The following is a 23,793-nucleotide window of genomic DNA, read 5'->3' on the forward strand; positions in this document are numbered from 1 at the left end:
CAAAGGAGCCCCCCATGCCGTACGCGGCGATCAGCTACCGGGTCAAGCCCGGCCACGACGAGGAGATCGCGGAGATCTTCGCGAACTTCAAGCGCGTGAAGCGCCCCGAGCTGCACGACGTCGAGGGCCAGGAGTCGGGCAAGCTGCTCGGCACCGCGGTCTTCATCGACCACGACGTCGTCGTCCGGGTCATCCACTACTCCGGCGACTTCGCCGACATCGCGCGCAAGATGGCGGCCGAGAGCGGCGTGCACACGCTGGAGAGCAAGCTCGCCCCCTACCTGGCCGAGCAGCGCGACACCACCACGTCGGAAGGCTTCGGCGAGTACTTCCGCAACGCGACCATGCGCTGCATCTCGCAGCTGTCGGTCGACACGCTGCAGGGTGCCAAGCAGCCGACGGGCGTCTGAGTTTTCCGCGATATTTGAGGAGGTCGCATGCCCATCGCAGCGATCAGTTACGACATCCTGCCCGGGTTCGAGGACGAGATCGGCGAGATCTTCGCCAACTTCCAGCGCCCGGCCTCGCCCACGGTGCCGGGCGACGACGGCGCGGAGGTCGCCCGGATCCTCGGGACGGCGGTGTTCATCAAGAACGACACCATGGTTCGGTTCATCGAGTACGAGGGCGACCTGACCGAGGTCGCGAAGTTCATGGCGGCACAGCCCGGCGTCCAGGCGTTCGAGCGCAAGATCGTGCCGTACCTGTCGAAGCCGCGCGACACCGCGACCCCCGAGGGGTTCGTGCGGACGTTCACCGACAGCACCATGCGCTGCCTCACCCTGCTCGGGTCGACCCGCATAGCCGCGGGGTGAGCCATGGTCGAGGACATTCTTGAGATCGTGGTCGTCCTCGGCACGGGCACGACCACGGGCGCTCTGTTCGCGGTGGCGCTGAGCACGCTGCCCGCGCTCTTCGCTATGCCACCGGATCGGTACATCTATTCGCTGAAACTGTTGGGCCGCAACTGGGACCCGACGATGCCGATCATCGTGCTCACCTCGACGATCATCGCCATCGTGCTCGCGTTCCTGGGGCCCAACGGCCAGGCGCGCGTGCTCTACGGCGTCGGCGCGGGGCTGCTGATCGCCGTGTCGGTGATCTCGCACTTCGCGAACGTGCCGATCAACCGGCAGATGCGCAAGGTGGACCCGGACAACATGCCTGCGGACTGGGAGGACCCTCGTCCACTGTGGAGGGTCTATCACACGTCCCGCACGGTGTGCGCGTTCCTCGCCTTGGGTGTGGTCGGCTGGGCCGCGGTCGTCGGCTGAGTGTTCGGTTCTGTCCTGGACGGGCCTGGTCTCCTTCGAGACCAGGCCCGTCTCGGCGTCAGTGGGAGTGCCCGAGCTGGGCCCGGATCTCACCGCCGGGGAACTGCGACGTGTGGACGTTGACGTAGGTGGCGCCCGCGTTGACGGCGGCGACCAGTTCATCGAACTGCCCTGGGGCGATACCCTGCGCGTTCGGACCGATGACGTCGACCGGGCGGATGGTCCCGGTGATGGTGGCGGGCGCGGCCGGGCACAGCTGGGTGCCCGCGGGGCCGTTGCCGAGGTTGGTGCAGAGGAACACGCTGACGCCGCCGCTCTGCGCCTTTCCACCGAAGTGGATGTGGGCCTGGGTGATGGTCCCGATCAGGCTGGAGTAGCTCAGCTCGTAGCGGATCTCCTGGGCGGAATCGTCGATCTTGACGTGGAACCGCCCGGTGGCGGCCGTGGAGACGGCAGCGGGGTCTTCCTGATAGCCCGACAGCGTCTCGTGCAGCGCGTTGGCGTCACGCTGGTCGGCGGTCGCGGAACTTGCCGTCATGGCCGCGGCGGTCACCGCGACCATGGCGAGGACGAGGGTGGGTCTCATGGAAAGCCTCCTCAGGGGAATAGGCCTTCCGGTAGTACGCGGCCGCTTCGGCTCCGGTTCAGCGAGCCTCGAGAAGGTTGCGTGCCGCAACCCCTAAGAGCAAGGTCACACGGCTGGGATACGCCAGGTGAGAGCGTGGTTAACAAGCAAACCCGCGCTCGACAAGAGATCTGTCGAGCGCGGGCCAGGTTCACCCAGTCGGGTGAAGTTACGGCGTCTTGCCTGCCGCCTCCGGTTTGCGCTCGGCCGACTTCGCCGCGACGCGCTCGGCCTCGATGATCGCGATCAGCTCGCTGACCAGCTCACCGTTGCGCTTGGTGAACTCGTGCAGCATCTCGAGGTCACGTTCGCTGTAGGACTCCAACAACTCGCGGAAGGCGTCGGCCAGCGGGGCGTATGCCCGCTGGACCTCGACCTCGTGTCGACCGGTCGACTCCACGAACACCTTGCGGCGGTCATGTTCGTCGCGCCTGCGCTCCACCAGGCCCGCTTTGCTCAACCTGTCCAGCACCGCGGTGATCGCGGACGTGCTCATGCCGGTGATGGCGGCGAGCCTGCCCGCGGTCAGATCCGTCTCGTGTCTGGCCAGGTCAAGGCACATGAGGTCGGTCGAGTTCAGGCCGAAGCCGTCCGCGATCTTCTGATGCAACAGCAGGCTTCGCCCCGCGTTGTCGCGCAGCGTCTGCAGGATCCGCTCCACCAGCATGGCCCGTTCTCTCTGTTAGCCGAGTACCCCTAAAAGAGATACTACGATGGAGTGAGAAGTTTCAAGCACTTGGGTCTTCCGGTTTGATGAAGTATCTTTGGTCGTGGAGGGAAGCGGGTCTGGACCCTGGTCCGACTCGAACCACAGGGTGAAGTTGGTCGTTCCGCTCAGCCGGGGCGTCCACCGGTCCGGTTGGGGTTGATCACGCATGTGTCGGAGTTCAAAGAGTCGATTATCCCGAGCCTCGACGAGGCCGGTCTGGTTCACCCACGACGCAAATATTGGAAAACGGGGGGTTTTTCAGTGAAGATCAAGTTGCTAGGACCGTTCAGAGTCATCAGGAACACCAAGGTCGTGACACCCACGGCGCCCAAGCTGCGCCAAGTGCTCGCCCTGCTCGCGGTGCACACCAACGCCGTGGTGCGCACCGACCAGCTGATCGAGGAGCTGTGGGAGGACCGCCCGCCACTGAGCGCGGCGACCACCCTGCAGACCTACGTCTACCAGCTGCGCAAGCACTACCAGCTGCACAGCGGGGGGCCGCTGCAGGGCGACGTCGGGGACAACGGCTCCTCGGACCCGATCCCGGCGCTGCGGACCTCGCCGAACGGCTACGTGCTGTCCTTGGGGGATGACGCGCTCGACGCCGACCGGTTCAACCGCCTTGCCGAGCGCGGCCGCGGCGAGCTCGACGCCGGTGACCTCGAAGGTGGCGCCAGCACGCTGCGGGAGGCACTGCAGCTGTGGCGCGGCCCGGTGCTGGCCGACATCACCGCCGGTCCGGTCCTCCAGGCCGCCGTGGTCTGGTACGAGGAGCTGCGCAACACCATCGCCGAACTGCGTATCGACGCCGACCTGCAGCTGGGCAGGCACCGCGAGCTCATCACCGAGCTGACCAGGATGGCCGCCGAGCAGCCCACGCACGAGGGTCTGCAGGCCAAGCTCATGCTGGCCCTGTACCGCTCGGGCAGGCGCTCGGACGCGCTGCGCGTCTACAGCAACGCCCGCACCAGCCTGGCCGACCAGCTGGGCCTGGAGCCCTCGCGGGAGCTGCAGCGCCTGCAGCAGGCGGTCTTGGCCGCCGAGCCGTCCCCGGAGCCGACCAAGGTCGCCCGCGAGGTCGTGCAGACGGCCCGCCCGGCCGCGGTCTCGCCGAGTCAGCTGCCCCCTGGCGTGCCGAAGTTCATCGGCCGCGAGAAGCAGCTCGACGACGCCCAGGCCGTGCTCACCGACCCCGACCTGCAGGCCGCGCGTGTGCTGGTCACCGTCGGCGCTCCCGGCGCGGGCAAGTCGACCTTCTGCACGCACCTGGCCCACCGGGTCCGCGGTGCGTTCCCGGACGGGCAGTTCTACGCCGAGCTGGTCGGCCGGGACAACACCCCGATCGACCCGTTCACCGTCCTCGGCGGCTTCCTCGGCGCCATCGGGCATCGGGCGGACCAGCTCCCGGCCACGCTCACCGAGCGTGCTCGCGTGTTCCGCAGCTGGACCGCCGACCGCAAGGTCCTGGTGGTCCTGGACGACGCGGTCGATGAGGAGCAGATCCGGCCGCTGCTGCCTTCCGGCCCCGGCTGCGCCACCGTGGTGGCCAGCAGGCGCCGGATGTCGGACTCGTCCATCGCCCGGACCATCGACCTCCCGCCGTTCGACGAGGCCGAGGGCGTCCGGCTGCTGACCGACGTCCTGGGCCGCGCCCGCGTGGCCGGGGACATGGCGTCGGTCCGCGACCTGGTCGAACTGTGCGACGGTTTGCCCCTGGCCATCCGGGCCGCCGCGGCGCAGCTCGACCTGCGCCCGCACTGGCCCATCGGACGGCTGGTGGCACGCATGCGTCAGCTCCAGTCGTGCCAGACCACGTCGGACGACGTCCCGATGTTCAGCAGCGTCCGCCGCAGCTACCAACTGCTGCAGGGCGAAACCCAGTCCGCCTTCCGCACCGTGGCACCCGTGCTGCGGTCGGTTTCCCCTCGCCACGCCGCCGAGATCCTGGGCGTTGACGAGTGGCGGGCGGAGACGCTGCTGGAGGAGATGGTTCAGTTCCAGCTCGCGGAGGTCGATGAGCAGGACGCTGGGGATAACACGGTCTCGTCTTTCCACTACCGATTCCGTCGGCCGTTCACTGAGGTGGCGAGGTCACTCGACCGTGCCCCCACTCTGGACATCACCCCCACTCTCGCTCGTCGTGCGGAACCTGCCGTTCCCCAGGCGGCGGGTCTGTCGGCCTAAGAGAGCTTGCGCCCCAACAGAAGGGCCGCACTCGACGACAAGTCGAGCGCGGCCCTTTGTTGGTCTCGGATGTTAAACGTTCGGGCTAGGGGAGCGACCCGTTCGTGCCACGACGAGTGCACTCGTTGCTGTGCAAGGGAAGGGGGCGCTCCCTCGTCAATCAGCGTCTTATGTGGAATCAGGCTTGTCAAGGGCGCCTGCGGCGTCGCTGCGCGATCAGCAAGCTGACCCTTGACAAGCCTGATTCCACATAAGGGATTGCCAGGACGAGGGTGCAGGGGGAAGTGCAGGGACCTTCGGTCCCCAAGGCAGGGACCTAGCGGTCTCCCAGGAGCACGGCTAGGCAAGAGCAAGAGCGAGGGGCGTCGTCACTCGGAGCTTGGTCGAGGCGCGCGAGATTCATCCGATAGTGGCTCGATCTCACCTCAAGCGCCCCGCGACCCCGCCCCAGCACCCTTGTCCCATCACGATTGGGACTAGAAGGGGCACCAGATGGACCACGGCCTGCACGGAAAGCATGTCCTTGTCACCGGAGGCAGCCGCGGCATCGGCCGAGCCACCGTGCACGCCTTCGCCAAGGCGGGTGCCAAGGTCGTCGCCGTCTACCACCAGCCCAGTGACGCTTCCCAGCAGCTCGCCTGCGAGCTCAAGGAGCTCGGCGACGGCCACCTGCTCGTCCAGGCCGACGTCACCGACGCTGCCTCTACCGCGCAGCTTGCCGAGGCCGTGAACGTCCACTTCGGTGGCAAGCTCGACGTCCTCGTCAACAACGTCGGCGTCGACGGACGCTCGGCCTTCGGTGAGCTGGCAGAGGAGGAGTGGCACCGCGTGATGGACCACAACGTCACCTCCGCCTACCTCGTCACCAACAAGGTTCTCGACCAGCTCGTCGAGGGCGCCTCGATCGTCAACATCGGATCGTCGCTTGCTCTGCGCGGGCGGGCCTTCGGTGTCCACTACACCGCGAGCAAGGCCGCCCTCATCGGGTTGACGCGCGCGCTCTGCAAGGAGCTCGGTCCCAAGGGGATCCGGGTCAACCTGGTCTCGCCCGGCGTCACCGAGACCGAGCCCGGTGGCGGGCTGCCGCCGCACGTGCAGCAGATGATCGTCGGCATGACGGCGCTCGGCCGCATGTGCCAGCCCGAGGATGTCGCGGGCGCGGTCCTGTACCTGGCCGGTGCGACGTCCAAATACGTGACCGGTTCCACAATCAACGTCGACGGCGGCGTCTAGTTCCTTAAGTAGGGGGCACGCCCACAACTTTAGTAGGGCGTGCCCCCTATCTTTGCCCTTATTTGGTCGGGTGTGGTCAACCTTTCGGGCGTCCCGCGTATCTACTGGTCGGTCGACTGTTCTTTTCTTGACGGATTCGAGTTCTTGTCTTACCTGTCCAGCTTAGTTCGATAGCGTTTCGAGTAGACCTCCATCTACGGCTGACACTGTCATCTCGCTTCGCTTCCACGTCTCGCGTAGGAGTTGCCGTGCATCGCACACTGATCGTCGCCAAGTTGAAGACCTCCGATCCCCAGGAGATCGCGAACGTCTTCGCCGAGTCCGACGCCACGGACCTGCCGCACATGGTCGGTGTGTCCCGCCGGACCCTGTTCACCTTCCACGACCTGTACTTTCACCTGGTCGAGGCCGATGACGACATCACCCCCGACCTGTACAAGGCGCGCAGCCACCCGTTGTACAGCAAGATCCACAACGACTTGTTGCCGCTTGTTTTCCCGTACGACCCGAATTGGAAAGAGCCCAAGGACGCCATGGCGAATCCGTTTTACGTTTGGGACGCCAAGGAAGGTCGGACCAAGTGACGGCCACCACTGACGCCGACGTCGCGGGCCGGGTCAACAACGAGAAATTCACCGCCGCGCAGGTGCGTGTCAACCGGGCAGCTGTTGATTCGAACACCCGCCGTGGTGGCGATATCCGGGTGACTTTGAGCCCGAAGACCGTGCGCAGCTGCTCTGGTTTCGGCGGCATCCTCAAGCTGGCCCCGGGTGATTTCATCACCGAGCACTACCACCCCTATTCCGAGGAGTTCATCCACGTCGTCGAGGGCGAGCTGGAGATGATCCTCAACGGTGAGCCGATCGCGCTGGGCGCGAACGACTCGCTGATGGTCCCGATCGGCGTTCGGCACCGTCTGGTCAACGTCGGCACCAGTGAGGCGCATGTGGTCTTCCACCTGTCGCCGCTGGCGCCGCGGCCGGAGCTGGGCCACGTCGACACCGAAGAAGCACAGCGGCCCGAGTTGGCCAACCCGGATGTGGGGGGACACCCGTGACGAGGCAAGTAGCGATCACCGGCGTCGGGGTCGTGGCACCCGGCGGCGTCGGCCGCGAGAACTTCTGGGGTCTGCTGACCGCCGGTCGTACCGCGACCAGGACGATCAGCCTGTTCGACCCGAAGAACTTCCGCTCGCGCATCGGCGCCGAGGTCGACTTCGACGCCAAGGCCGCGGGCCTGACGGCGCAGGAGATCCGCCGGATGGACCGGGCGGGGCAGTTCGCCGTCGTCTGTGCCCGTGAGGCCATCGCCGACAGCGGCGTGGACCTGACCGGCGTGGACCCTGGCCGCATCGGCGTGAGCATCGGCAGCGCGGTCGGCTGCACCATGGGCCTGGAAGAGGAGTACGCGGTCCTCTCCGACGGAGGCAAGCGCTGGCTGGTCGACCACACCTACGGTGTGCCGCACCTCTACGGCTACATGGTGCCCAGCACCCTGGCCGTCGAGGTCGCCGCCGAGGTCCGCGCGGAGGGCTCGGTCGGCCTGGTGTCGACCGGCTGCACCTCCGGGCTCGACGCGGTCGGCCACGGTGTGCAGCTGATCGAGGAGGGCTCGGCCGACATCGTGATCGCCGGGGCCACCGACGCGCCGATCTCGCCGATCACCTCGGCCTGCTTCGACGCGATCAAGGCCACCTCGCCCAACAACGGCGACCCCGAGCACGCCTCGCGGCCCTTCGACAACACCCGTGACGGCTTCGTCCTGGGTGAGGGCTCGGCGGTCATGGTGCTGGAGGACCTGGAGTCGGCCAAGGCCCGCGGCGCGCACATCTACTGTGTCGTCGGCGGCTACGCCTCGCGCAGCAACGCCTTCCACATGACCGGCCTCAAGCCCGACGGCCGGGAGATGGCCGAGGCCATCCGGGTCGCGCTGGCGGGCGCCAAGCTCGACGCGTCCGATGTGGACTACATCAACGCGCACGGCTCGGGCACCAAGCAGAACGACCGGCACGAGACCGCGGCGTTCAAGGCGAGCCTCGGCCACCGTGCCTACGAGATCCCGGTCAGCTCCATCAAGTCGATGGTCGGGCACTCGCTCGGCGCGATCGGCTCGATCGAGGTCGCCGCGTGCGCGCTGGCGCTGGACCGGCAGGTCGTGCCGCCCACCGCCAACCTGCACACCCCCGACCCCGAGTGCGACCTGGACTACACGCCGTTGACGGCGCGGGACCACAAGATGGACGCGGTGCTCAGCGTGGGCAGCGGGTTCGGCGGGTTCCAGAGCGCGATGGTGCTCGCACGCCACTAAGGCAGCGAGCGCGGGGGCCGCGGGCTCTCACCGAAGACACCAACACGTGGAAGGGCATTTGAGGCATGAGTCCCACAACCGCAGTGGTGACCGGGCTCGGGATCGTCGCGCCGACCGGCCTGGGCATCGAAGAGCACTGGCAGGCGGTGCTCGCGGGCAAGAGCGGGATCGGCCGGATCACCCGGTTCGACCCGTCCGAGTACCCGACCAAGCTGGCAGGCGAGGTCGCCGGGTTCACCGCCAAGGGGCGGGTACCCGGCCGACTGATCCCGCAGACCGACCACTGGACCCACATGGCGCTGTTCGCCGCGGAGTCCTCCCTGGCTGACGCGGGCGTCGACCCGACGCAGCTGCCCGAGTTCGAGATGGCCGTGGTCACCTCGTCCTCCTCCGGCGGCACCGACTTCGGCCAGCACGAGATGGAGCGGCTCTACCAGAACGGCCCGTCCTGGGTCGGGGCCTACCAGTCCATCGCGTGGTTCTACGCGGCCACCACCGGCCAGATCTCCATCCGGCACGGCATGCGCGGCCCGTGTGGCGTGCTCTGCGCCGAGCAGGCGGGCGGCCTCGACGCGATCGGCCAGGCGCGGCGGCTGCTGCGCACCCAGTCGCAGCTCGTGGTCACCGGCGGCACCGACAGCTCGCTGTGCCCCTACGGCCTCGTCGCGCAGCTGCCCACCGGTCTGCTGTCCACTTCGGACTCCAGTGACCGGGCGTACCTGCCGTTCGACACCGAGGCGGCAGGCTACATCCCCGGCGAGGGCGGCGCGATCCTGGTGACCGAGCGGGAGACCACGGCCACCGCGCGCGGCCTGGGCAAGGGCTACGGCACGATCCTTGGCTACGCGGCCGGGTTCGACCAGTCCGAGCGCACCGACCGCAAGCCGGTGCTGGCCGGGGTCATCCGGCGCGCGCTGGACGACGCCCAGCTCAACACCTCCGACATCGACGTCGTCTTCGCCGACGCCACCGCCGACCCGCGGCTGGACCGGATCGAGGCCGACGCGATCACCGAGGTGTTCGGCGCGCGGGGTGTCCCCGTGACCGCGCCCAAGACGCTGACCGGGCGGCTGTTCGGCGGCGGTGCCCCGCTCGACGTGGCCACCGCGTTGCTCGCGTTGCGCGACGGCGTCATCCCGTTCACCGCGGGCCCGAACCGGCTCGCGAACGGCATCGACATCGATCTGGTGCTCAACACCCCGCGCGAAGCGTCGCTGCGGCACGCCCTGGTGGTGGCCCGCGGCTACGGCGGCTTCGCCGCGGCGATGGTCGTCGGCAAGGGCGACCGCAGCCCCGCATGAGAACTCAAGGAACAACTACCGAAGGAGTACCAGTGAACAAGTTCGACCTGGACGACCTGCGCGCGATCATGCGCGAGAGCGCTGGCGTGGACGAGGACGTCGACCTCGACGGCGACATCGCCGACATCGAGTTCACCGAGCTGGGCTACGACTCGCTCGCGGTGCTGGAGCTGGCCAGCCAGGTCCAGCGCAAGTACGGCGTGCCGATCCCGGACGAGGCCGTGCACGAGATGCCCACCCCGCGTGCGGCGGTGGAGTTCATCAACAAGCAGTTCTCGATCGCGGGAGTCTGACATGTCCGGCCACACCGACAACTCGATCATCATCGACGCGCCGCTGGACTACGTCTGGGAGCGCACCAACGACATCGAGGCGTGGACCGAGCTGTTCAGCGAGTATTCCATCGCCGAGATCACCGAGCAGCGCGGCAACACCTTCCGGTTCAAGCTCGCCCTGCACCCCGACGAGACCGGCAAGGTCTGGTCCTGGGTGTCGGAGCGGACCATCGACCCGGAGACCCACACCGTGCGCTCGGCCCGCGTCGAGACCGGCGTCTTCAAGTACATGGCGCTGTTCTGGGAGTACACCCAGACCGACGAGGGCGTGCGGATGCGCTGGGTGCAGGACTTCGAGATGAAGCCGTGGGCGCCGCTGGACGACGCCGGGATGACCGAGCGTTTGAACACCAACACCGCTGTGCAGATGCAGCTGATCAAGGACAAGGTCGAGGCGGAAGCCAAGGCTCGCGTCTGATTCTCCAAGGTCCAGAACGAGTAGGGAGGTAGCTGGTGCTCGCGGTCCTCATTCCGTTGGTACTGCTGATGAGCGGATTGTCGGCCGGGGTACTGCTCGGCACGCAGCTGGGTGGATTCCCGCTGCTGGCCGCTCTGCCGACGGACCGATATGTGCACGCGCACGCTTTCTTCGCCACCCGGTATGACCCGTTCATGCCGATCTGTTTCGTCGGGACGGTCGTGGGCGACATCGCCCTGGCCGTGCTCGCCCCCGAGGCGGCGGCTTCCGGTTTCTACATCGTGGGCGCGGTACTCGCGCTGGCCACGGTGACGATCTCGCTGGTCAAGAACGTCCCGACGAACAAGTGGGTCCAGACCCTCGACCCCGAGAACCTTCCCGAAGGCCCCGACTACGAGGGCAAGCGGGCGGACTGGGGCCGGTGGAACCGCAATCGCAGCTACCTGGCGGTGGCCGCGCTCGTGGCCAACTGCGCCGCGTTGGCCGCGTTGGCCGTGTTGATCTGACAGTCGCGAACAATGTTGGAAGGAAACGCAATGGATCTGGGCCTCAAGGGAAAGAAGGCGCTGGTCACCGGCGGCGTCCGCGGTGTGGGCCGCGGCATCGTGCTGGCGCTGGCCAAGGCCGGTGTCGACGTCGTCACCTGCTACCGGCAGGACAGCGAGCTGGTCGAGTCGCTTCGCCGTGAGCTCAAGGAGATCGGCGGCCAGCACCACGTCATCCAGGCCGACCTGGCCGAGCCCGAGCAGATCACCGAGTTCATGACCGAGGTCAAGAACCAGTTCGGCACCCTCGACCTGATCGTGAACAACGCGGGCACCATCTCGCACGTGCCCTACGGCCAGCTCGAGCTCGACGAGTGGCTGCGCATCCTCAACACCAACGTCACCGCCGTGCACCTGGTCATCCAGCAGGCGCTGCCGTTCCTGGCCGAGGACGCCTCCATCGTCAACATCGGCTCGAAGTCCTCCGAGGTGGGTATCCCGCTGCGGTCGCACTACACCACCACCAAGGCGGCGCTGCGCGGTCTGACCCGCTCGCTGGCCAAGGAGTTCGGCACCAAGGGTCTGCGCTTCAACGTCCTCGCGCTCGGCGTCATCGAGACCGAGGCGCTCGACGCCATGCCCGAGGAGCAGCAGGCCATGATGCGCAAGCGCTACAGCGAGAAGACCGCGCTGGGCCGCCTGGGCACCCCGGACGAGGTCGCAGGCGCGGTCCTGTGGCTCGCGTCCGACCTGAGCAAGTACGTCACCGGCGCCACCATCCACGTCGACGGAGGTATCTCCTAAATGTCCGCCGCAACGCAGACCTTCACCGCGTACCGGGTCATGCTCCGCATGGAGATCAACCCGGGCATGGAAGCCGACTTCGAGCGCGTGTGGACCGAGGTGGGCGACTCGGTCACCTCGCACCCGGCGAACCTGGGCCAGTGGCTCTCGCGCAGCCAGGACGAGGAAGGCGTGTACTACATCGTCTCCGACTGGGTGGACGAGCCGCGGTTCCGCGAGTTCGAGCTGTCCGACCGGCACCTGGACCACCGCCAGAAGCTGCACCCCTACCGGTCCAAGGGTTCCATGGTGACCATGAACGTCGTGGCGCACCTCGCGTCCTCGGCCACCGTGAAGACCCACACGGAGTGGGAAGCCGCTCAGGCATGAGTGGCAAGGAAGTTCGGATCTTCATTTACCACGCCACCGACGATGTCGAGGGTGTCGAGCAGGCCTACCACGAGGTGAGCAAGGAACTCGTTGGTGTGCCAGGGATGCTGGGCAACGACCTCATGCGGTCGGTCCACGACCCGCTGGGGTTCGTGGTGATGAGCCGGTGGGTCGACATGGACGCGTTCAACGAATGGGAGCAGGGTCCGGCCCACAAGGGGCAGACCTCGGCGTTGCGCAAATACCGCGACACGCGTCCCGGAGCTGTTCCGTTCGCGCTCTATGAGGTCACCGCTAGCTACTGAGAAGACAGTTTCGGGAGGGTGTTGGACCGGCTGGGCCGGGAGACACCCTCCCGCTGTCTTTTCAGGGGAGGGATAGGGGTTGGGCGATGCGTGATTTGACCGGTGATGAAGAGGAAAGGCTGCGCCAGTGGTGGCGGCAGGTGTTCGCGGCCTGCGGATACGGCCTGGTGGTGATGGGCTCGTTCGACCACGGCGTCCCGTTGTCGAGTGTGGACGAACAGTCTGAAGAGCGCATTCCAGCGCCTACTGAAAAGTAACTGATCAAGGCTGAGAGTTCTCTCAATTCCGCTTCGATCGCGCCTCTAGGTGACAAAGGCAACATCGACACAGGAACTTTCGTGCCAAGGGGCGATGTGTCCGCAATGGACATTCGGCGGGAACGTGAAGGGGATCTCCATGACGACGGCTGTGCCGCTCGAACCGGCCATGCAGCAAAGCGATGCCGCGGGGTGGGTGCGCTGCGAGCAGTGCCGCACGCTGACCTATGGCAAGCGGTTCGCCCGGGAACTGCGGGTCTGCCCGTTCTGTGGTCGACACCATCCGGTGGAGCCGGAGTTACGGCTTCAGCACCTGCTCGACGAGGGCTCGGCCCGTGAGATCGAGGTCGCCGACACGGTGCGCGACCCGCTCGGGTTCACCGACTCCAAGGCCTATGTGGACCGCAGGCGCGACGCCGAGCGCCGCTCCGGCCGCACCCGCGGGGTCATCCCGGTGCGCGGCCTGATCGAGGGCCAGCCGGTGGTCGTGGCGGTCATGGACTTCGGCTTCCTCGGCGGCAGCCTGGGCACCGCCGAGGGCGAGGCGATCACCGCGGCGGCCGAGGCCGCGCTGGCGGACAAGACCCCGCTGATCGTGGTCACCGCATCGGGTGGCGCGCGGATGCAGGAGGGCGCGCTCTCGCTGATGCAGATGGCCAAGACCAGCGCCGCCTTCGCGCTGCTCGACGAGGCCGGGCTGCTCACCATCACCGTGGTGACCGACCCGACCTACGGCGGTGTGTCGGCGTCCTTCGCCACGCTGTCGGACATCGTGATCGCCGAGCCGGGCGCCCGGATGGGCTTCGCCGGGCCGCGCGTCATCAAGCAGACCGTGCGCCAGGACCTGCCCGAGGGCTTCCAGACCGCCGAGTTCCTGCTGGCCACCGGCATGATCGACGCCGTGGTCAAGCGCGGCGACCTGCGCGGCGTGCTCTCGCGCCTGGTCGCGGCGGCCAGCCACCGCGCGGGCCCGGACGCCATCTACGGCGAGGTGCCCGACAAGGTCGTCATGCGCGAGTCCGCCGACCTGCCCGCGCACCTGGCCGGTCGCCCGGCGTGGGACGCGGTGAAGCTGGCGCGCGAGCTGCAGCGGCCGACCATGCTCGACCACGCGGGCCAGTGGCTCGACGGGTTCTTCGAGCTGCACGGCGACCGACTCGGTGGGGACTGCCCGGCGATCGTGGGCGGCATCGGCTGGGTGTCGGGCCGTCCCGCGGTGGTCGTGGGCCACCAGAAGGGCCACACGACCGGCGAACTCGTCCGCCGCAACTTCGGTATGGCCACCCCGGCCGGCTACCGCAAGGCGGCCCGGCTGTTCCGGCTGGCCGAGAAGCTGACCATGCCGGTGGTGACGCTGATCGACACCGCGGGCGCGTACCCGGGGATCGAGGCCGAGGAGAAGGGCCAGTCCATCGCGGTCGCGGAGAGCATCCGGCTGATGTCGCGGCTGCCGGTCCCGATCCTGGCGATCGTCACCGGTGAGGGCGGTTCCGGCGGCGCGCTCGCGCTGGCCGTCGCCGACAAGGTGCTGATGTTGGAGAACGCCACGTACTCGGTCATCTCGCCCGAGGGCTGCGCGGCGATCCTGTGGAAGGCGCCGGAGGCGGCGAGCAAGGCCGCCGAGGCGCTGCGGGTGGCGGCGCCGGAGCTGCTGCGGCTGCGGGTGGTCGACGGGATCGTGCCCGAGCCGCCGGGTGGTGCGCACACCGACCCGACGTCGGCCTCGGAGCTGGTGCGCCAGGCCGTCGCCGAGGTCCTGTATGAACTGTCCGATGTGGAGCTTGACGAGCGGTTGGCCCGCAGGCTCGCTCGATTCCGTGGTTTCGGTGTGGTTGCTCAAGACGGAGGTGTGGCATGACGGAAGCGCAGGAACGGGCCAGCGACTGGCTGGCGGCCGTCGATCCCGACAACAACGGTCACGACGACCGCAATGTGGCACTCGAGCAGATGTGCCGCAGCATCGACGGCATGCTGCGCACCGGCAAGGCCCCGATCCGTCGGGTGCGGATGTCGCTCGGCGTGGCCAGCGTCGAGGTCGAGTGGGACTACCCGCAGCAGGTCGCTCCCCAGGTCACCGTGACGCCCGCACCGGTCGCGGCAGTCGCGGTGGCGGCTCCGGTCGAGCCCGCCGTCCCCGAGGTCGTCGGCCACGCGGTGAAGTCGCCGCTGGTGGGCACCTTCTACTCCGCGCCGGAGCCGGGTGCCGCGCCGTTCGTCAAGGTCGGCGACGAGGTGCACGCCGGTCAGCAGATCGGCATCGTCGAGGCGATGAAGCTGATGAACCCGGTCGAGGCCGACCGCGCGGGTGTCGTCGTGGAGATCAAGGTCGGCAACGCCGAGCCGGTCGAGTACGACCAGGTGCTCGTCGTGCTGGCGCCGTCTGAACAGGAGTGAGCGCCGTGTTCGACAAGGTCCTTGTCGCCAACCGGGGGGAGATCGCCCTGCGGGTCCTGCGGACCTGCAAGGAGATGGGCATCCGGACCGTCGCGGTGTACTCGACGGCCGACGCCGACTCCGCGGTCGTGCGCGCCGCCGACGAGGCGGTGCAGATCGGCCCGCCCCCGCCCCGCCAGAGCTACCTGTCCGCGCCCGGCATCATCGAGGCCGCGCTGCAGACCGGGGCCCAGGCGATCCACCCCGGTTACGGGTTCCTCTCCGAGGACCCCGACTTCGCCGAGGTGTGCCAGGAGAACGACCTGGTCTTCATCGGCGCTCCGCCGACGGTGATCAGCCAGCTGGGCGACAAGGCGGTGGCGCGTGAGCTGATGACGGCCGCGGGCCTGCCGCTGCTGCCCGGCAGCACCCGGACCGCCGACAATCTGACCGACGCCGTGGAACTGGCCGACCAGATCGGTTTCCCGATCATCATCAAGGCCGCGGCCGGTGGCGGCGGGCGTGGCATGAGCGTGGTCCGCGACCGCGCCGACCTGCCCGCCTCCTACCGCCGCACCCGCGGTGTCGCGCACGCGGTCTTCAACGACTCGCGGGTCTACATCGAGCGCTACGCCGACGCGGCCCGCCACGTCGAGGTGCAGATCCTCGCCGACAGCTTCGGCAACGTGGTCCACCTGGGCGAGCGCGACTGCTCGATCCAGCGCCGCCACCAGAAGCTCATCGAGGAGACCCCGGCGCCGGGGCTTCCGGCGGAGCTGATGCAGGAGATCGCGGAGGCCTCGGTCCGTGGGGCGAAGGCCGTCGGCTACGTCGGGGCGGGGACATTCGAGTTCCTGGTCGACGACAGCGGCTTCTACTTCATGGAGATCAACTGCCGGATCCAGGTCGAGCACCCGGTGACGGAGATGGTCACCGGCATCGACATCGTCCGCGAACAGCTGCGGATCGCCGCGGGCCTGCCGCTGTCGGTCAAGCAGGAGGACATCCACCCGCGCGGGGTGTCCATCGAATGCCGCGTGAACGCCGAGGACCCCAAGCGCAACTTCGCGCCGACCCCGGGCCTGCTCACGGAGTTCACCGTGCCGACCGGCCCGTTCACCCGGGTCGACACGCACGCGTACGCGGGCTACAAGATCCCGGCCGACTACGACTCGATGATCGCCAAGCTCGTCGTGTGGGCGCCGGACCGGGAACAGGCCATCGCCCGAATGCAGCGAGCGCTCGCCGAGTTCGAGATCGCGGGGAACGGGGTGCGTACCACTCGTGACTTGCTGAGTGAGGTGCTCGACGAGCCGACGTTCCGCGAGGCTCAGCACACCACCGGGTTCCTCGACAAGATGATGAACCCGACCACGGTCTGACCCGCGGCTGTCGGGGCGTCTCGCATTGCGGGGCGCCCCGACAGGTGTTTCACGGCATCGGGCTGACACCGGTGGGCACCCACTGTCAGCTTGACGACCCGGACTCCCGAATGTGGCTGACCCTGCTGCTGAGCAGCGTCACCGCGGCGGACTGTCCCGATGGTCCCGACGAAGCCGTCGACGGCGTTCCGGTGGACCACCTGGAGAACCTCGACGAGTTCCGCCGCACCATCGCCTCGTTCACCGACCTCCGCCGCCGCGAGCCCGCCCTCGCCGCCGCGGCGGGCCTGACCCTCACCCGGTCCGAAGTGGACGCAGCCGAGACGATCGTCGGACTGCTCGCCGCCACCCCGGGCCACCAAACGGTTCGCCAACCTGTATCTGCTGACCAAGTCCATGGTTGTGGGCATGGGACTGACCGTTCCCGAGAGAAACACGCTCGCGTTCCTGCTCGCGGTCTCGGTCGGCAAACCCACCGCGGCGGCGGCCCGTGCTGCTGCCCGTGATCGCGGCCGGTGCCGCGGCCACACTGCCGTTGTCGACGGTGCTCAGCGCGGGTCTGCCCGGTGCGGAACCGGTCGCGGAATGGCTGGCGGCCGACCCGGACCGGCGCGACGTCGACCTGGCCGGGACGGGGGGCCTGGATCGACATCGTGACCAGGTTCAGCTTCGCCGATCCCGGTTATCATTGGCCGCATGGGGGAGAGACAGGAACCGAGTGACCTTGTGCCGTCCGCCGTCGCCCGCCGCCGCGGGTGGCTGCTGACCGCAGCCATGGTCGCGGTCGCCGCGGCGCTGAGCGTCGCCGGGGGCCTGGCGGACTTCGGCGAGGACGAGCCAGGTGTCGCGCTGCCGTTCGGCTCGGCTCTCGTGTTGGCGTTCGCCTTGTTCGTGTCGTTCGGCGACAAGGTGTGGGTGCGAGGTGACAGCCACCTGTCCGCCAAGACCGTGACCGGCTGGCGCACGATCGACCTGCACGCGGTGAAGCGGGTCTGGCGGCTGCGACTGCCCACCGAGGGGCAGGCGCGGATCGACCGTCTCGTCATCACCGACCGGCACCGGGTCCGGGTCATGGTCGACCATCCCGATGCCGACCAGGCGGTGCGCGACGCGTTGCGGCACAGTCCGATCGCGTTGTCCAAGGGAGCTCGCCGCAGGCTTGATGACGAGGAACTGCCGCTGCTGGTTCGGTTTGTCGGCTACGTCGCGAAACTTGTGGGGATGGCGGCGGGGCTGCTGTTCCTCTGGTTCGTCGCGTATGCGGGGGCTGAGATCGTCAGCCGGATGTAGGGCCGAGGTCGGCGATAGCGTCGATCTCCACGCGGAAGCGTGGGTCGATCAGGGCGCCGATCTCGACCAGGGTCGCGGTGGGGCGTGGGTGGGGGAGGGTTGCGCGGAGGACCTCGCGGACGGCGGTCAGATCGCTGATGTCGCACAGGTAGTAGGTGAGTTTGACGACGGCGGGCCAGTCGATGCCGTGGTCGGCGAGGATCGTGGCGATCTTGCTTAGCACTAGCTCGGTCTGTGCGGCGGCGTTCTCGGGTACTGATCCGTCCTCTGTGGACGGGACCTGTCCGGCGACGAACAGGGTGGGGCCGGTGGCGATTCTGGCCATCGAGTACACAGGATCGGTCATGCGTTCATTCTGCCTTTGCGGCGGGCTGGTCGACTCTGCGCCGGGTTCGGAGTGATGTCCGCCTGGGTCCGCACCGTCCTGGCCTGGTCCGCACCGTCCTGACCTGGGTCCGCACCATCGGGTGAAAGTGGGCGATCACGCTGTGCCCGGGGCCCCTACGACGGCCCCTGTGGGGAAAAAGCGGTGGCGGATAAGGCACCCCACACGCCAGGCAGCTTAGGGGCCGTCGTCCCCCCAGACACAGCGTGATCGCCCACTTTCACCCGATGCTGCTCAGGCGGCGGGTGCGGCTTGGTTGGGGGGCGGCTTGGTTGGGGGTGTGGCTTGGTTGGAGGGCGGCTTGGTTGGGGGTGTGGCTTGGTTGGGGGTGTGGCTTGGGCAGGCTCGCGCTGGGCGAGCCTGCCCGTTCTCGGTCGGCATCAGTGGGTGGGGACCTTCTCCGGTTCCGGGGACGGTGTTGAGGCGACCGCGGTTTGGGCGGCGCGGCCCCAGATGCGGGGGCCGATGAGGTTTAGGGCGGCGGGCATGACTAGTAGGCGGATGACCACCGCGTCCAGGATGACGGCGATGGCCAGGCCGAGGCCGAGTTGCTGCACGACGCTGATCTTGGCGACCAGGAAGGACGCGAACACCGCCACCATGATCAGGGCAGCGCCGTTGACCAGGCCCGCGGTGTCGCGCAGGCCGCCGGTGACGGCCTGGGCGTGGTTGCCCGTGTCGACGAAGCGTTCGCGCATGCGGGAGATCATGATCACCATGTAGTCCATGCTCAGGCCGAACATGATGGCGAACACCAGCGCGGGGGTGGTGCTGTCGATGCGCTGGTCGAGCCAGTTCTGGCTGACCATGGTCAGGATGCCGAGGCTCGCCGCGACGACCATGGCGTTGAGGGCCAGTGCCAGCAGCGGCAGCAGCCACGAGCGGAACGCCCTGGCCAGCAGGGCGATGGTGATCAGGGCGACGGCGCCGAGGATGGCGGGGAAGGTGTCGATCAGGACCTCGTCGAAGTCGACGCCGTGGGCGGTGGCGCCGGTGAGGTGGACCGTGACGCCCGCTGGGACGGCGCCGGGGAGCTTGTCGCGAAGGGTGTGGACGAGGTCGTGGGCGGCGTCGGTGTCGGGGTCGTAGCCGGGGACGATGACGACGCGGCTGACGCGCTTGCCTTCGTGGGTGCGCCACAGCTGTTCGAAGCCGTCCTTGGCTTCCGGGGGCAGTTCGTCGAACTTGCCCGCGATGGCCAGGTCAAGGGCCTCGGCGGGCAGGCCGATCGAGCGGACGTCGGTGACCTTGTCCATGTTCGGCTGCGCGTTGACCACGTCCGACACCTTGCGGACGCCGTCGAGGAGCTTGTCCGGGTCGGCGTCGGCGGGCGTGCTCACGACCACCTGAAGCGGGAACAGGTTGCGGAACTCCAGCGCGGACTGGAGCTTCTCGATGCCCTGCCGCGAGTCGGCCTCCTCCGGCAGGATCGTCGCGCTGGCGACCGGGGCCTGCAGGCGGATGTCGGACATCGGGAAGGCGAGCGCGCCGAACGCGGCGATCAGGATCAGCAGCAGGGCGACCGGCTTGGCGTGCAGCTTGGCCATCACACCGGGGCCGGTCTTCTCCTTGGGCGCGCGCGGCTTGAGGGACAGCCAGTTGATCCGCTTGCCCATCAGCCGCAGCGCGGCGGGCAGCAGCGTCATCGACATGGCCAATGCGACCAGGGTGACCACGATGCCCGCGATCGCCATGCTGCCGAACACCATGATCTGCGGGATGAACAGCGCGAGCAGGGCCACGACCACGGCCAGGCCGCTGAACACCACCGCGTGGCCCGCGGTCCGCATGGCCGTGCGCAGCGCTGGTTCGTACACCTCGCCCTCGGCCAGTTCGTCGCGATACCTCTTGATGATGAACAGCGAATAGTCGACCGCGACCGCCAGGCCGATGATCGATACCGCGTTGGTGAACAGGGTCGACAGGTCGGTGAGGTAGGTGATCAGGTAGCCGACCGCGGAGGCGACCACCAGGGCCAGGCCCGCCAGCACGACCGGGAGCAGCATCGCCGCGACGGAGCGGAAGACCAGCAGCAGCACGATGATCAGCAGCGGGAACGCGATCAGCTCGGCGGTGGCGGCGTCTTCCTCCGACTGCGCGCTCAGGTCGTAGTCGAGCGCCTGCGCCCCGGTGACGTGCACCTGGACGTCGTCGCCGCGCAGCAGGCCGGCCATCTGGGTGCGCAGACCCTTGATCTCACCCTGGATCGTGGACTTGTCGACGCGGAAGCCGAGTTGCAGGAACGTGGTGTGCCGGTCGGACGAGAGCCAGGTCGGGTCGACCGTGTAGTCCTGCACTGTGGCCACGTGCGGCGTCTTCTTCGCGATCTCGATGGCCTTCGGCAGCACAGTGGTGACGTCGCCGTCGGGCTTGGTCAGGACCACCTGCAGCGTCTCGGGCGTCTCGTCGAACGAGCGCTCAAGCGCGGTCTGACCCGCGGCGGCCTCGCCGCGCGGGTTGTCGAAGCCACCGGCCTTGAGCGCGCCGGTCAGCTCGATCATCAGTGGTACGCAGATCGCGGCGATCACGAGCCAGACCGCGAGCACCGCCTTGGGGCGGGCGATGGAGAACCGGACTACGGCGTTCACGTCGGTGCGCTCCCAGGTCGGTGTGCGGCCGACCCACGCGACCGTCGCGCGAATGGTCTCGCAAGCCGCTAGAGGCTGGCTAGAGACGCACTGGAGTCACCACGAGTGCCCGGTTCGAGTGAATCACCAGGCACCCACTAAGGGAGCGACTCAGCATTCGCACCCGGTGCGGAGTAGCGCCAGTCATCCATCGGAGCGCATCGGAGACACCTGTATGACGGACTCAACGCGTGTAGTGACCGACGCTCATGTCGCCGCCCTGGTCCAGGACCTGGTCGCGGTGAAGCCGACGCTGGCGGCCGAGGACATCCGGCCGGAGTCCTCGATCACCGAGGAACTGGGCTTCGACTCGCTCGACCTGGTCGAGCTGGCCCACCGGATCCGCGACGACTACCCGGACTTCGACCTGCGGGTGTGGCTCGCCGCCGCCATGTCGTCCGAAGTGGACAGTGTGGGCTCGATGGCCGCGCTGCTCGCCGCCTCGCGCAAGGCGGAGGTGGCCAGATGACCGCCACCAAGACCAAGACCGACTACATCGCGCTGGCCCACGAGCTGGCGCCGAGGTTCGCCGAGCGGGCGCGTCAGCACGACGCCGACTCCAGCTTTCCGCACGAGAACATCGCCGAGCTGGTCAGCTCCGGCTACACCGCGATGACCGTCCCGGCCGAGTTCGGCGGCGACAACGCGACCCTGGCCGAGCTGTGCGAGGCCCAGCAGATCCTCGCGGGCGGCTGCGCGTCCACGGCGTTCGCGGTCAACATGCACGTCCACGGCCTGGCGATGATCGCCCGCCTCGGCGGCGCGAGCGCCGAATGGGCCTGCCGCGCGGTCGTCGACGGAGCGGTGATCTCGGGTGGCTTCAGCGAGCCCGGCGTCGGCGGCAACTGGTGGCACCCGACGACCAGGGCCGAGGAGGTCGACGGCGGGTTCAAGCTCAACGGCTTCAAGGGTTTCTTCACCGGATTCCCCGGTGCGACCCACCTGTTCCTATCGGCGGCGACCCTGGACGACCGCGGGCTGCCGCAGCCGATGGCGTTCCTGGTGCCCAAGCCGGAGCAGGGTGTCCGGGTCGTCGGCGAGTGGGACGCGGCGGGCATGCGCGCCACCGGCAGTCACTCGCTGGCGCTGGAAGACCTCTACATCGAGGACAAGTGGTCGGTCGGCGAGCGCGGGACGCTGCCGATGCTGTTCATGATGGGCGTGCACTGGGCATGGTGCAGCTTCGCCTCCTGCTTCGTGGGCATCGCCCGCGCCGCGCTGGACCACGTGGTGGCCACGCAGAAGAAGCGGATCATCAGCGTGATCGGCAAGCCGAACGCGCACCTGCCGGGCATCCAGTTCCGCATCGCCGAGATGGCGGCCAAGGTCGCTGCGGCCCGCGCGCACCTGGAAGCGGCCATCCACGCCGAGCACGACGACGTCGACCCGCTGGCGCACTACATCGACATGAGCGTCATGAAGTCGAGCGTCACCAAGCTCGCGCACGAGGTGCTGACCCTGGGCATGCAGGTCCAAGGCGGCTCCGGGCTGTCCTCGGCCGACCCGCTGCAGCGGATGTACCGCGACGTAGTGGCCGGTCTGCTCGTGCCCCCGGCCACCGACGTGGTGCAGGAGTGGGCGGGCAAGCAGGCCCTTGGCGTGCCGATCTTCGCCGAACCCCGCTGGGTCGGGTGATCACGATGACTCTGAGGGAGACCACTGTGCACACCGGTCTTGACACCGCAAGCGAACTGGCCGCGGGATTCGAGAAGCGCCGCGCCGGTCGGGTCGACGCCGGGGACGTCAAGGAGAACCTGGCCGAGTTGGCGGCGGCGGGCATCACTGTCGCCGAGATCAAGGACGCCGCTGAGCGTCGGGCCGCCCTGCGCGCGGTCGCGGCGGGCTGTGGCGCGACCGCGTTCGCGCTGGCCGAGACCTTCTCGGCCGGTATGGCGTACGGGACGCTGTACGACTCGGCCGTCCGCCTCGGCCTGGCCGAGCGCGCCTACGAGATCGCGGTGGAGCGGGTCAAGGCGCGCGGCATCGAGGTCACCGGCCTGCCCGGCACCCAGTTCGCGGTGTCCCGGATGCGCGGCTCGCTGGCGACCATGGTCGCGCTGCTCGACCGGCAGTCGGGCCGCGCGACCGCTGACGGCGCCGCGGGCCTGGCCGAGGCGTGCACCGCGAGCCTGCACGTGACCCCCGAGGCCGACAGCGTCGTCTCGACGGCGTTCAGCGTGCTCAGCGGCGACCGCGATGGCACCGCCCGGCTCACCCAGATCTGGCACGACCTGAAGGCCGCGAGCGCTCCGGTGTCGGCCGATCTGGCCCGCGAGCTGGTCGGCAAAGCCGCGGTGGGCATCGACCCCACCGAGACCCCGAGGTGGTTGTGATGGCAGGCAACGATCGGCACCTGGTCGCGCTGGACCCGACCGCCGTCGCGATCGACAACGAGTACTACCACGAGGTCGGCGACGACTGGTGGAACGAGTCCGGCCCGCTGCGCGCGCTGCACGAGATGAACCCGGCGCGCGTCGGCTACTTCCACGCCGCCGCCCGCGAGGCGTTCGGCCGGGAGCCCGGCCAGGTCACCGTGCTCGACATCGGTTGCGGCGGCGGACTGGTCTCCGAGCGGATGGCCGCCCTTGGCTACGACGTCACCGGCGTCGACCTGTCGGAGGGCTCGATCGAGACCGCGCGCAAGCACGCCGCGGCCAACGGCGTCACGGTGAACTACGTCGTCGGCTCGGCTTACGAACTGCCCGCGGGCGACGGCACCATCGACATGGTCGTCATCTCCGACGTCCTGGAGCACCTGCACGACCTGCCCGGCGCGGTCGCCGAGATCGCCCGCGTGCTGCGCGACGGCGGCATCGTCGTGTTCGACACGATCAACCGCACGGTCATCAGCTACCTCAAGGCGATCGTGCTCTCCGAGAAGATCCTCAAGATCATCTACCCGGGCACGCACAACTGGAAGATGTTCATCCGCCCGAGCGAGCTGACGTCGGTCTTCGCCGACCACGGCCTGGTCATGGGCGAAACGCGCGGCCTGGAGCCCAAGGCCCCGCCGCACAAGCTCATCCCCAACGCCCTGCGCGGCCGCGCGATCGGCGAGTTCCACCTCACCAAGTCCACCGCGGTCAGCTACATCGGCCAAGCCGTCAAGAACCCCGCCCAGGAGAGCTGA

General features: G+C 68.4%; 29 protein-coding genes. 25 read left to right on the top strand and 4 right to left on the bottom strand.

The genetic code is table 11. The annotated features are described in order from the left end of the window. Nucleotides 1-14: 14 nt before the first annotated feature. From BN1701_RS00535 to BN1701_RS00545, 3 genes are read left to right on the top strand one after another with little or no spacing between them, the layout of a single operon-like run. Entirely contained in the window at nt 15-410 is a 396-nt protein-coding gene (locus tag BN1701_RS00535; RefSeq protein WP_054044424.1) for a SchA/CurD-like domain-containing protein, read from the top strand. Nucleotides 411-437: 27 nt separating this feature from the next. Continuing rightward, nucleotides 438-815 carry a SchA/CurD-like domain-containing protein gene (locus BN1701_RS00540; protein ID WP_054044426.1) on the top strand — a complete coding sequence of 126 codons (378 nt, stop codon included), beginning with the start codon at nt 438-440 and terminating at the stop codon, nt 813-815. A 3-nt stretch (nt 816-818) separates the two neighbouring features. Further along, a complete protein-coding gene (locus BN1701_RS00545; protein ID WP_054044427.1) occupies nt 819-1,274 on the top strand; it encodes a DUF1772 domain-containing protein in 456 nt (151 codons plus the stop codon). Between the two features lie 58 nt (nt 1,275-1,332). Here BN1701_RS00545 and BN1701_RS00550 read toward each other — a convergent pair whose 3' ends face one another. Next, the gene (locus BN1701_RS00550) at nt 1,333-1,860 is read right to left on the bottom strand and encodes a CHRD domain-containing protein (RefSeq protein WP_054044429.1); all 528 of its coding nucleotides are present in this window, start codon (nt 1,858-1,860) and stop codon (nt 1,333-1,335) included. 208 nt (nt 1,861-2,068) lie between these two features. Next, nucleotides 2,069-2,566: a MarR family winged helix-turn-helix transcriptional regulator gene (locus tag BN1701_RS00555; RefSeq protein WP_054044431.1), complete on the bottom strand. Its 498-nt coding sequence runs from the start codon at nt 2,564-2,566 to the stop codon at nt 2,069-2,071. A 354-nt stretch (nt 2,567-2,920) separates the two neighbouring features. On the opposite strand from BN1701_RS00555, the gene BN1701_RS00560 reads away from it, so the two are divergent. The 18 genes from BN1701_RS00560 (at nt 2,921) to BN1701_RS00640 (ending at nt 17,651) form a co-directional block, all read left to right on the top strand. Then, nucleotides 2,921-4,792, top strand: a complete 1,872-nt coding sequence (locus tag BN1701_RS00560; protein WP_157367699.1) for a BTAD domain-containing putative transcriptional regulator — start codon at nt 2,921-2,923, stop codon at nt 4,790-4,792. 492 nt (nt 4,793-5,284) lie between these two features. Further along, the gene (locus BN1701_RS00565; protein ID WP_054044434.1) at nt 5,285-6,025 is read left to right on the top strand and encodes an SDR family NAD(P)-dependent oxidoreductase; all 741 of its coding nucleotides are present in this window, start codon (nt 5,285-5,287) and stop codon (nt 6,023-6,025) included. Nucleotides 6,026-6,273: 248 nt separating this feature from the next. Further along, a complete protein-coding gene (locus tag BN1701_RS00570; protein ID WP_054044436.1) occupies nt 6,274-6,609 on the top strand; it encodes a TcmI family type II polyketide cyclase in 336 nt (111 codons plus the stop codon). Then, nucleotides 6,606-7,082, top strand: coding sequence for a cupin domain-containing protein (locus BN1701_RS00575; RefSeq protein ID WP_369800460.1), 477 nt, complete (start codon nt 6,606-6,608; stop codon nt 7,080-7,082). The genes BN1701_RS00570 and BN1701_RS00575 overlap by 4 nt, the downstream gene beginning before the upstream one ends. Then, complete coding sequence (locus BN1701_RS00580; protein ID WP_054044438.1) at nt 7,079-8,332, top strand: beta-ketoacyl synthase; 1,254 nt, start codon at nt 7,079-7,081, stop codon at nt 8,330-8,332. Before BN1701_RS00575 ends, BN1701_RS00580 begins: the two co-directional genes overlap by 4 nt. Nucleotides 8,333-8,397: 65 nt before the next feature. After that, nucleotides 8,398-9,633, top strand: coding sequence for a ketosynthase chain-length factor (locus tag BN1701_RS00585; protein ID WP_054044441.1), 1,236 nt, complete (start codon nt 8,398-8,400; stop codon nt 9,631-9,633). Nucleotides 9,634-9,665: 32 nt separating this feature from the next. After that, a complete protein-coding gene (locus BN1701_RS00590; RefSeq protein WP_172803165.1) occupies nt 9,666-9,926 on the top strand; it encodes an acyl carrier protein in 261 nt (86 codons plus the stop codon). A gap of 1 nt (nt 9,927) precedes the next feature. Beyond that, nucleotides 9,928-10,386: an SRPBCC family protein gene (locus BN1701_RS00595; protein WP_054044444.1), complete on the top strand. Its 459-nt coding sequence runs from the start codon at nt 9,928-9,930 to the stop codon at nt 10,384-10,386. A gap of 35 nt (nt 10,387-10,421) precedes the next feature. Continuing rightward, nucleotides 10,422-10,892 (top strand): DUF1772 domain-containing protein, encoded by a 471-nt coding sequence (locus BN1701_RS00600; protein ID WP_054044448.1) that lies wholly within the window; start codon nt 10,422-10,424, stop codon nt 10,890-10,892. Between the two features lie 30 nt (nt 10,893-10,922). Next, nucleotides 10,923-11,675, top strand: coding sequence for an SDR family NAD(P)-dependent oxidoreductase (locus BN1701_RS00605; protein WP_054044450.1), 753 nt, complete (start codon nt 10,923-10,925; stop codon nt 11,673-11,675). Continuing rightward, on the top strand, nt 11,676-12,044 hold the full coding sequence (locus tag BN1701_RS00610) for an antibiotic biosynthesis monooxygenase (RefSeq protein WP_054044452.1): 369 nt from the start codon (nt 11,676-11,678) through the stop codon (nt 12,042-12,044). It begins immediately after the preceding gene. Then, nucleotides 12,041-12,349, top strand: a complete 309-nt coding sequence (locus BN1701_RS00615; protein ID WP_054044455.1) for an antibiotic biosynthesis monooxygenase — start codon at nt 12,041-12,043, stop codon at nt 12,347-12,349. The genes BN1701_RS00610 and BN1701_RS00615 overlap by 4 nt, the downstream gene beginning before the upstream one ends. Before the next feature lie 86 nt (nt 12,350-12,435). After that, nucleotides 12,436-12,606 carry a hypothetical protein gene (locus tag BN1701_RS35110; protein WP_157367700.1) on the top strand — a complete coding sequence of 57 codons (171 nt, stop codon included), beginning with the start codon at nt 12,436-12,438 and terminating at the stop codon, nt 12,604-12,606. A 139-nt stretch (nt 12,607-12,745) separates the two neighbouring features. Then, complete coding sequence (locus BN1701_RS00620) at nt 12,746-14,464, top strand: acetyl-CoA carboxylase carboxyl transferase subunit (protein ID WP_054055511.1); 1,719 nt, start codon at nt 12,746-12,748, stop codon at nt 14,462-14,464. After that, entirely contained in the window at nt 14,461-15,000 is a 540-nt protein-coding gene (gene accB / locus BN1701_RS00625; protein ID WP_054044457.1) for an acetyl-CoA carboxylase biotin carboxyl carrier protein, read from the top strand. Before BN1701_RS00620 ends, accB begins: the two co-directional genes overlap by 4 nt. A gap of 5 nt (nt 15,001-15,005) precedes the next feature. After that, nucleotides 15,006-16,361: an acetyl-CoA carboxylase biotin carboxylase subunit gene (gene accC, locus BN1701_RS00630; RefSeq protein ID WP_054055512.1), complete on the top strand. Its 1,356-nt coding sequence runs from the start codon at nt 15,006-15,008 to the stop codon at nt 16,359-16,361. 71 nt (nt 16,362-16,432) lie between these two features. Next, nucleotides 16,433-16,867 (top strand): hypothetical protein, encoded by a 435-nt coding sequence (locus tag BN1701_RS00635; protein ID WP_157367701.1) that lies wholly within the window; start codon nt 16,433-16,435, stop codon nt 16,865-16,867. Nucleotides 16,868-17,057: 190 nt separating this feature from the next. Continuing rightward, nucleotides 17,058-17,651, top strand: coding sequence for a hypothetical protein (locus tag BN1701_RS00640; protein ID WP_157367702.1), 594 nt, complete (start codon nt 17,058-17,060; stop codon nt 17,649-17,651). Here the strand turns inward: BN1701_RS00640 and BN1701_RS00645 are convergent. Together BN1701_RS00645 and BN1701_RS00650 are read right to left on the bottom strand one after the other, a co-directional pair. After that, entirely contained in the window at nt 17,638-17,997 is a 360-nt protein-coding gene (locus BN1701_RS00645) for a RidA family protein (RefSeq protein WP_054044463.1), read from the bottom strand. The two genes, BN1701_RS00640 and BN1701_RS00645, sit on opposite strands and share 14 nt — an antisense overlap. Nucleotides 17,998-18,416: 419 nt before the next feature. Continuing rightward, nucleotides 18,417-20,624 carry an MMPL family transporter gene (locus BN1701_RS00650; protein WP_054044467.1) on the bottom strand — a complete coding sequence of 736 codons (2,208 nt, stop codon included), beginning with the start codon at nt 20,622-20,624 and terminating at the stop codon, nt 18,417-18,419. Between the two features lie 235 nt (nt 20,625-20,859). On the opposite strand from BN1701_RS00650, the gene BN1701_RS36270 reads away from it, so the two are divergent. Genes BN1701_RS36270 through ubiG form a run of 4 tightly spaced genes read left to right on the top strand, consistent with a single transcriptional unit; the run spans nt 20,860 to nt 23,793 of the window. Then, nucleotides 20,860-21,132 (top strand): acyl carrier protein, encoded by a 273-nt coding sequence (locus BN1701_RS36270; protein WP_054044469.1) that lies wholly within the window; start codon nt 20,860-20,862, stop codon nt 21,130-21,132. Then, on the top strand, nt 21,129-22,298 hold the full coding sequence (locus BN1701_RS00660; RefSeq protein ID WP_054044471.1) for an acyl-CoA dehydrogenase family protein: 1,170 nt from the start codon (nt 21,129-21,131) through the stop codon (nt 22,296-22,298). The genes BN1701_RS36270 and BN1701_RS00660 overlap by 4 nt, the downstream gene beginning before the upstream one ends. Nucleotides 22,299-22,303: 5 nt before the next feature. Next, complete coding sequence (locus tag BN1701_RS00665) at nt 22,304-22,996, top strand: hypothetical protein (protein WP_157367703.1); 693 nt, start codon at nt 22,304-22,306, stop codon at nt 22,994-22,996. Next, nucleotides 22,996-23,793, top strand: a complete 798-nt coding sequence (ubiG, locus tag BN1701_RS00670) for a bifunctional 2-polyprenyl-6-hydroxyphenol methylase/3-demethylubiquinol 3-O-methyltransferase UbiG (RefSeq protein ID WP_054044477.1) — start codon at nt 22,996-22,998, stop codon at nt 23,791-23,793. The genes BN1701_RS00665 and ubiG overlap by 1 nt, the downstream gene beginning before the upstream one ends.

This window comes from Alloactinosynnema sp. L-07, from assembly GCF_900070365.1.
Classification (GTDB): Bacteria; Actinomycetota; Actinomycetes; order Mycobacteriales; family Pseudonocardiaceae; genus Actinokineospora.

Bases quoted from the DNA above. Each gene is read 5' to 3' on its own strand.
- BN1701_RS00535 (WP_054044424.1), top strand. From the start codon at position 15: ATGCCGTACGCGGCGATCAGCTACCGGGTCAAGCCCGGCCACGACGAG.
- BN1701_RS00540 (WP_054044426.1), top strand. From the start codon at position 438: ATGCCCATCGCAGCGATCAGTTACGACATCCTGCCCGGGTTCGAGGAC.
- BN1701_RS00545 (WP_054044427.1), top strand. From the start codon at position 819: ATGGTCGAGGACATTCTTGAGATCGTGGTCGTCCTCGGCACGGGCACG.
- BN1701_RS00550 (WP_054044429.1), bottom strand. From the start codon at position 1,860: ATGAGACCCACCCTCGTCCTCGCCATGGTCGCGGTGACCGCCGCGGCC.
- BN1701_RS00555 (WP_054044431.1), bottom strand. From the start codon at position 2,566: ATGCTGGTGGAGCGGATCCTGCAGACGCTGCGCGACAACGCGGGGCGA.
- BN1701_RS00565 (WP_054044434.1), top strand. From the start codon at position 5,285: ATGGACCACGGCCTGCACGGAAAGCATGTCCTTGTCACCGGAGGCAGC.
- BN1701_RS00585 (WP_054044441.1), top strand. From the start codon at position 8,398: ATGAGTCCCACAACCGCAGTGGTGACCGGGCTCGGGATCGTCGCGCCG.
- BN1701_RS00595 (WP_054044444.1), top strand. From the start codon at position 9,928: ATGTCCGGCCACACCGACAACTCGATCATCATCGACGCGCCGCTGGAC.
- BN1701_RS00605 (WP_054044450.1), top strand. From the start codon at position 10,923: ATGGATCTGGGCCTCAAGGGAAAGAAGGCGCTGGTCACCGGCGGCGTC.
- BN1701_RS00610 (WP_054044452.1), top strand. From the start codon at position 11,676: ATGTCCGCCGCAACGCAGACCTTCACCGCGTACCGGGTCATGCTCCGC.
- BN1701_RS00615 (WP_054044455.1), top strand. From the start codon at position 12,041: ATGAGTGGCAAGGAAGTTCGGATCTTCATTTACCACGCCACCGACGAT.
- BN1701_RS35110 (WP_157367700.1), top strand. From the start codon at position 12,436: ATGCGTGATTTGACCGGTGATGAAGAGGAAAGGCTGCGCCAGTGGTGG.
- BN1701_RS00620 (WP_054055511.1), top strand. From the start codon at position 12,746: ATGACGACGGCTGTGCCGCTCGAACCGGCCATGCAGCAAAGCGATGCC.
- accB (WP_054044457.1), top strand. From the start codon at position 14,461: ATGACGGAAGCGCAGGAACGGGCCAGCGACTGGCTGGCGGCCGTCGAT.
- BN1701_RS00640 (WP_157367702.1), top strand. From the start codon at position 17,058: ATGGGGGAGAGACAGGAACCGAGTGACCTTGTGCCGTCCGCCGTCGCC.
- BN1701_RS00645 (WP_054044463.1), bottom strand. From the start codon at position 17,997: ATGACCGATCCTGTGTACTCGATGGCCAGAATCGCCACCGGCCCCACC.
- BN1701_RS00660 (WP_054044471.1), top strand. From the start codon at position 21,129: ATGACCGCCACCAAGACCAAGACCGACTACATCGCGCTGGCCCACGAG.
- BN1701_RS00665 (WP_157367703.1), top strand. From the start codon at position 22,304: ATGACTCTGAGGGAGACCACTGTGCACACCGGTCTTGACACCGCAAGC.
- ubiG (WP_054044477.1), top strand. From the start codon at position 22,996: ATGGCAGGCAACGATCGGCACCTGGTCGCGCTGGACCCGACCGCCGTC.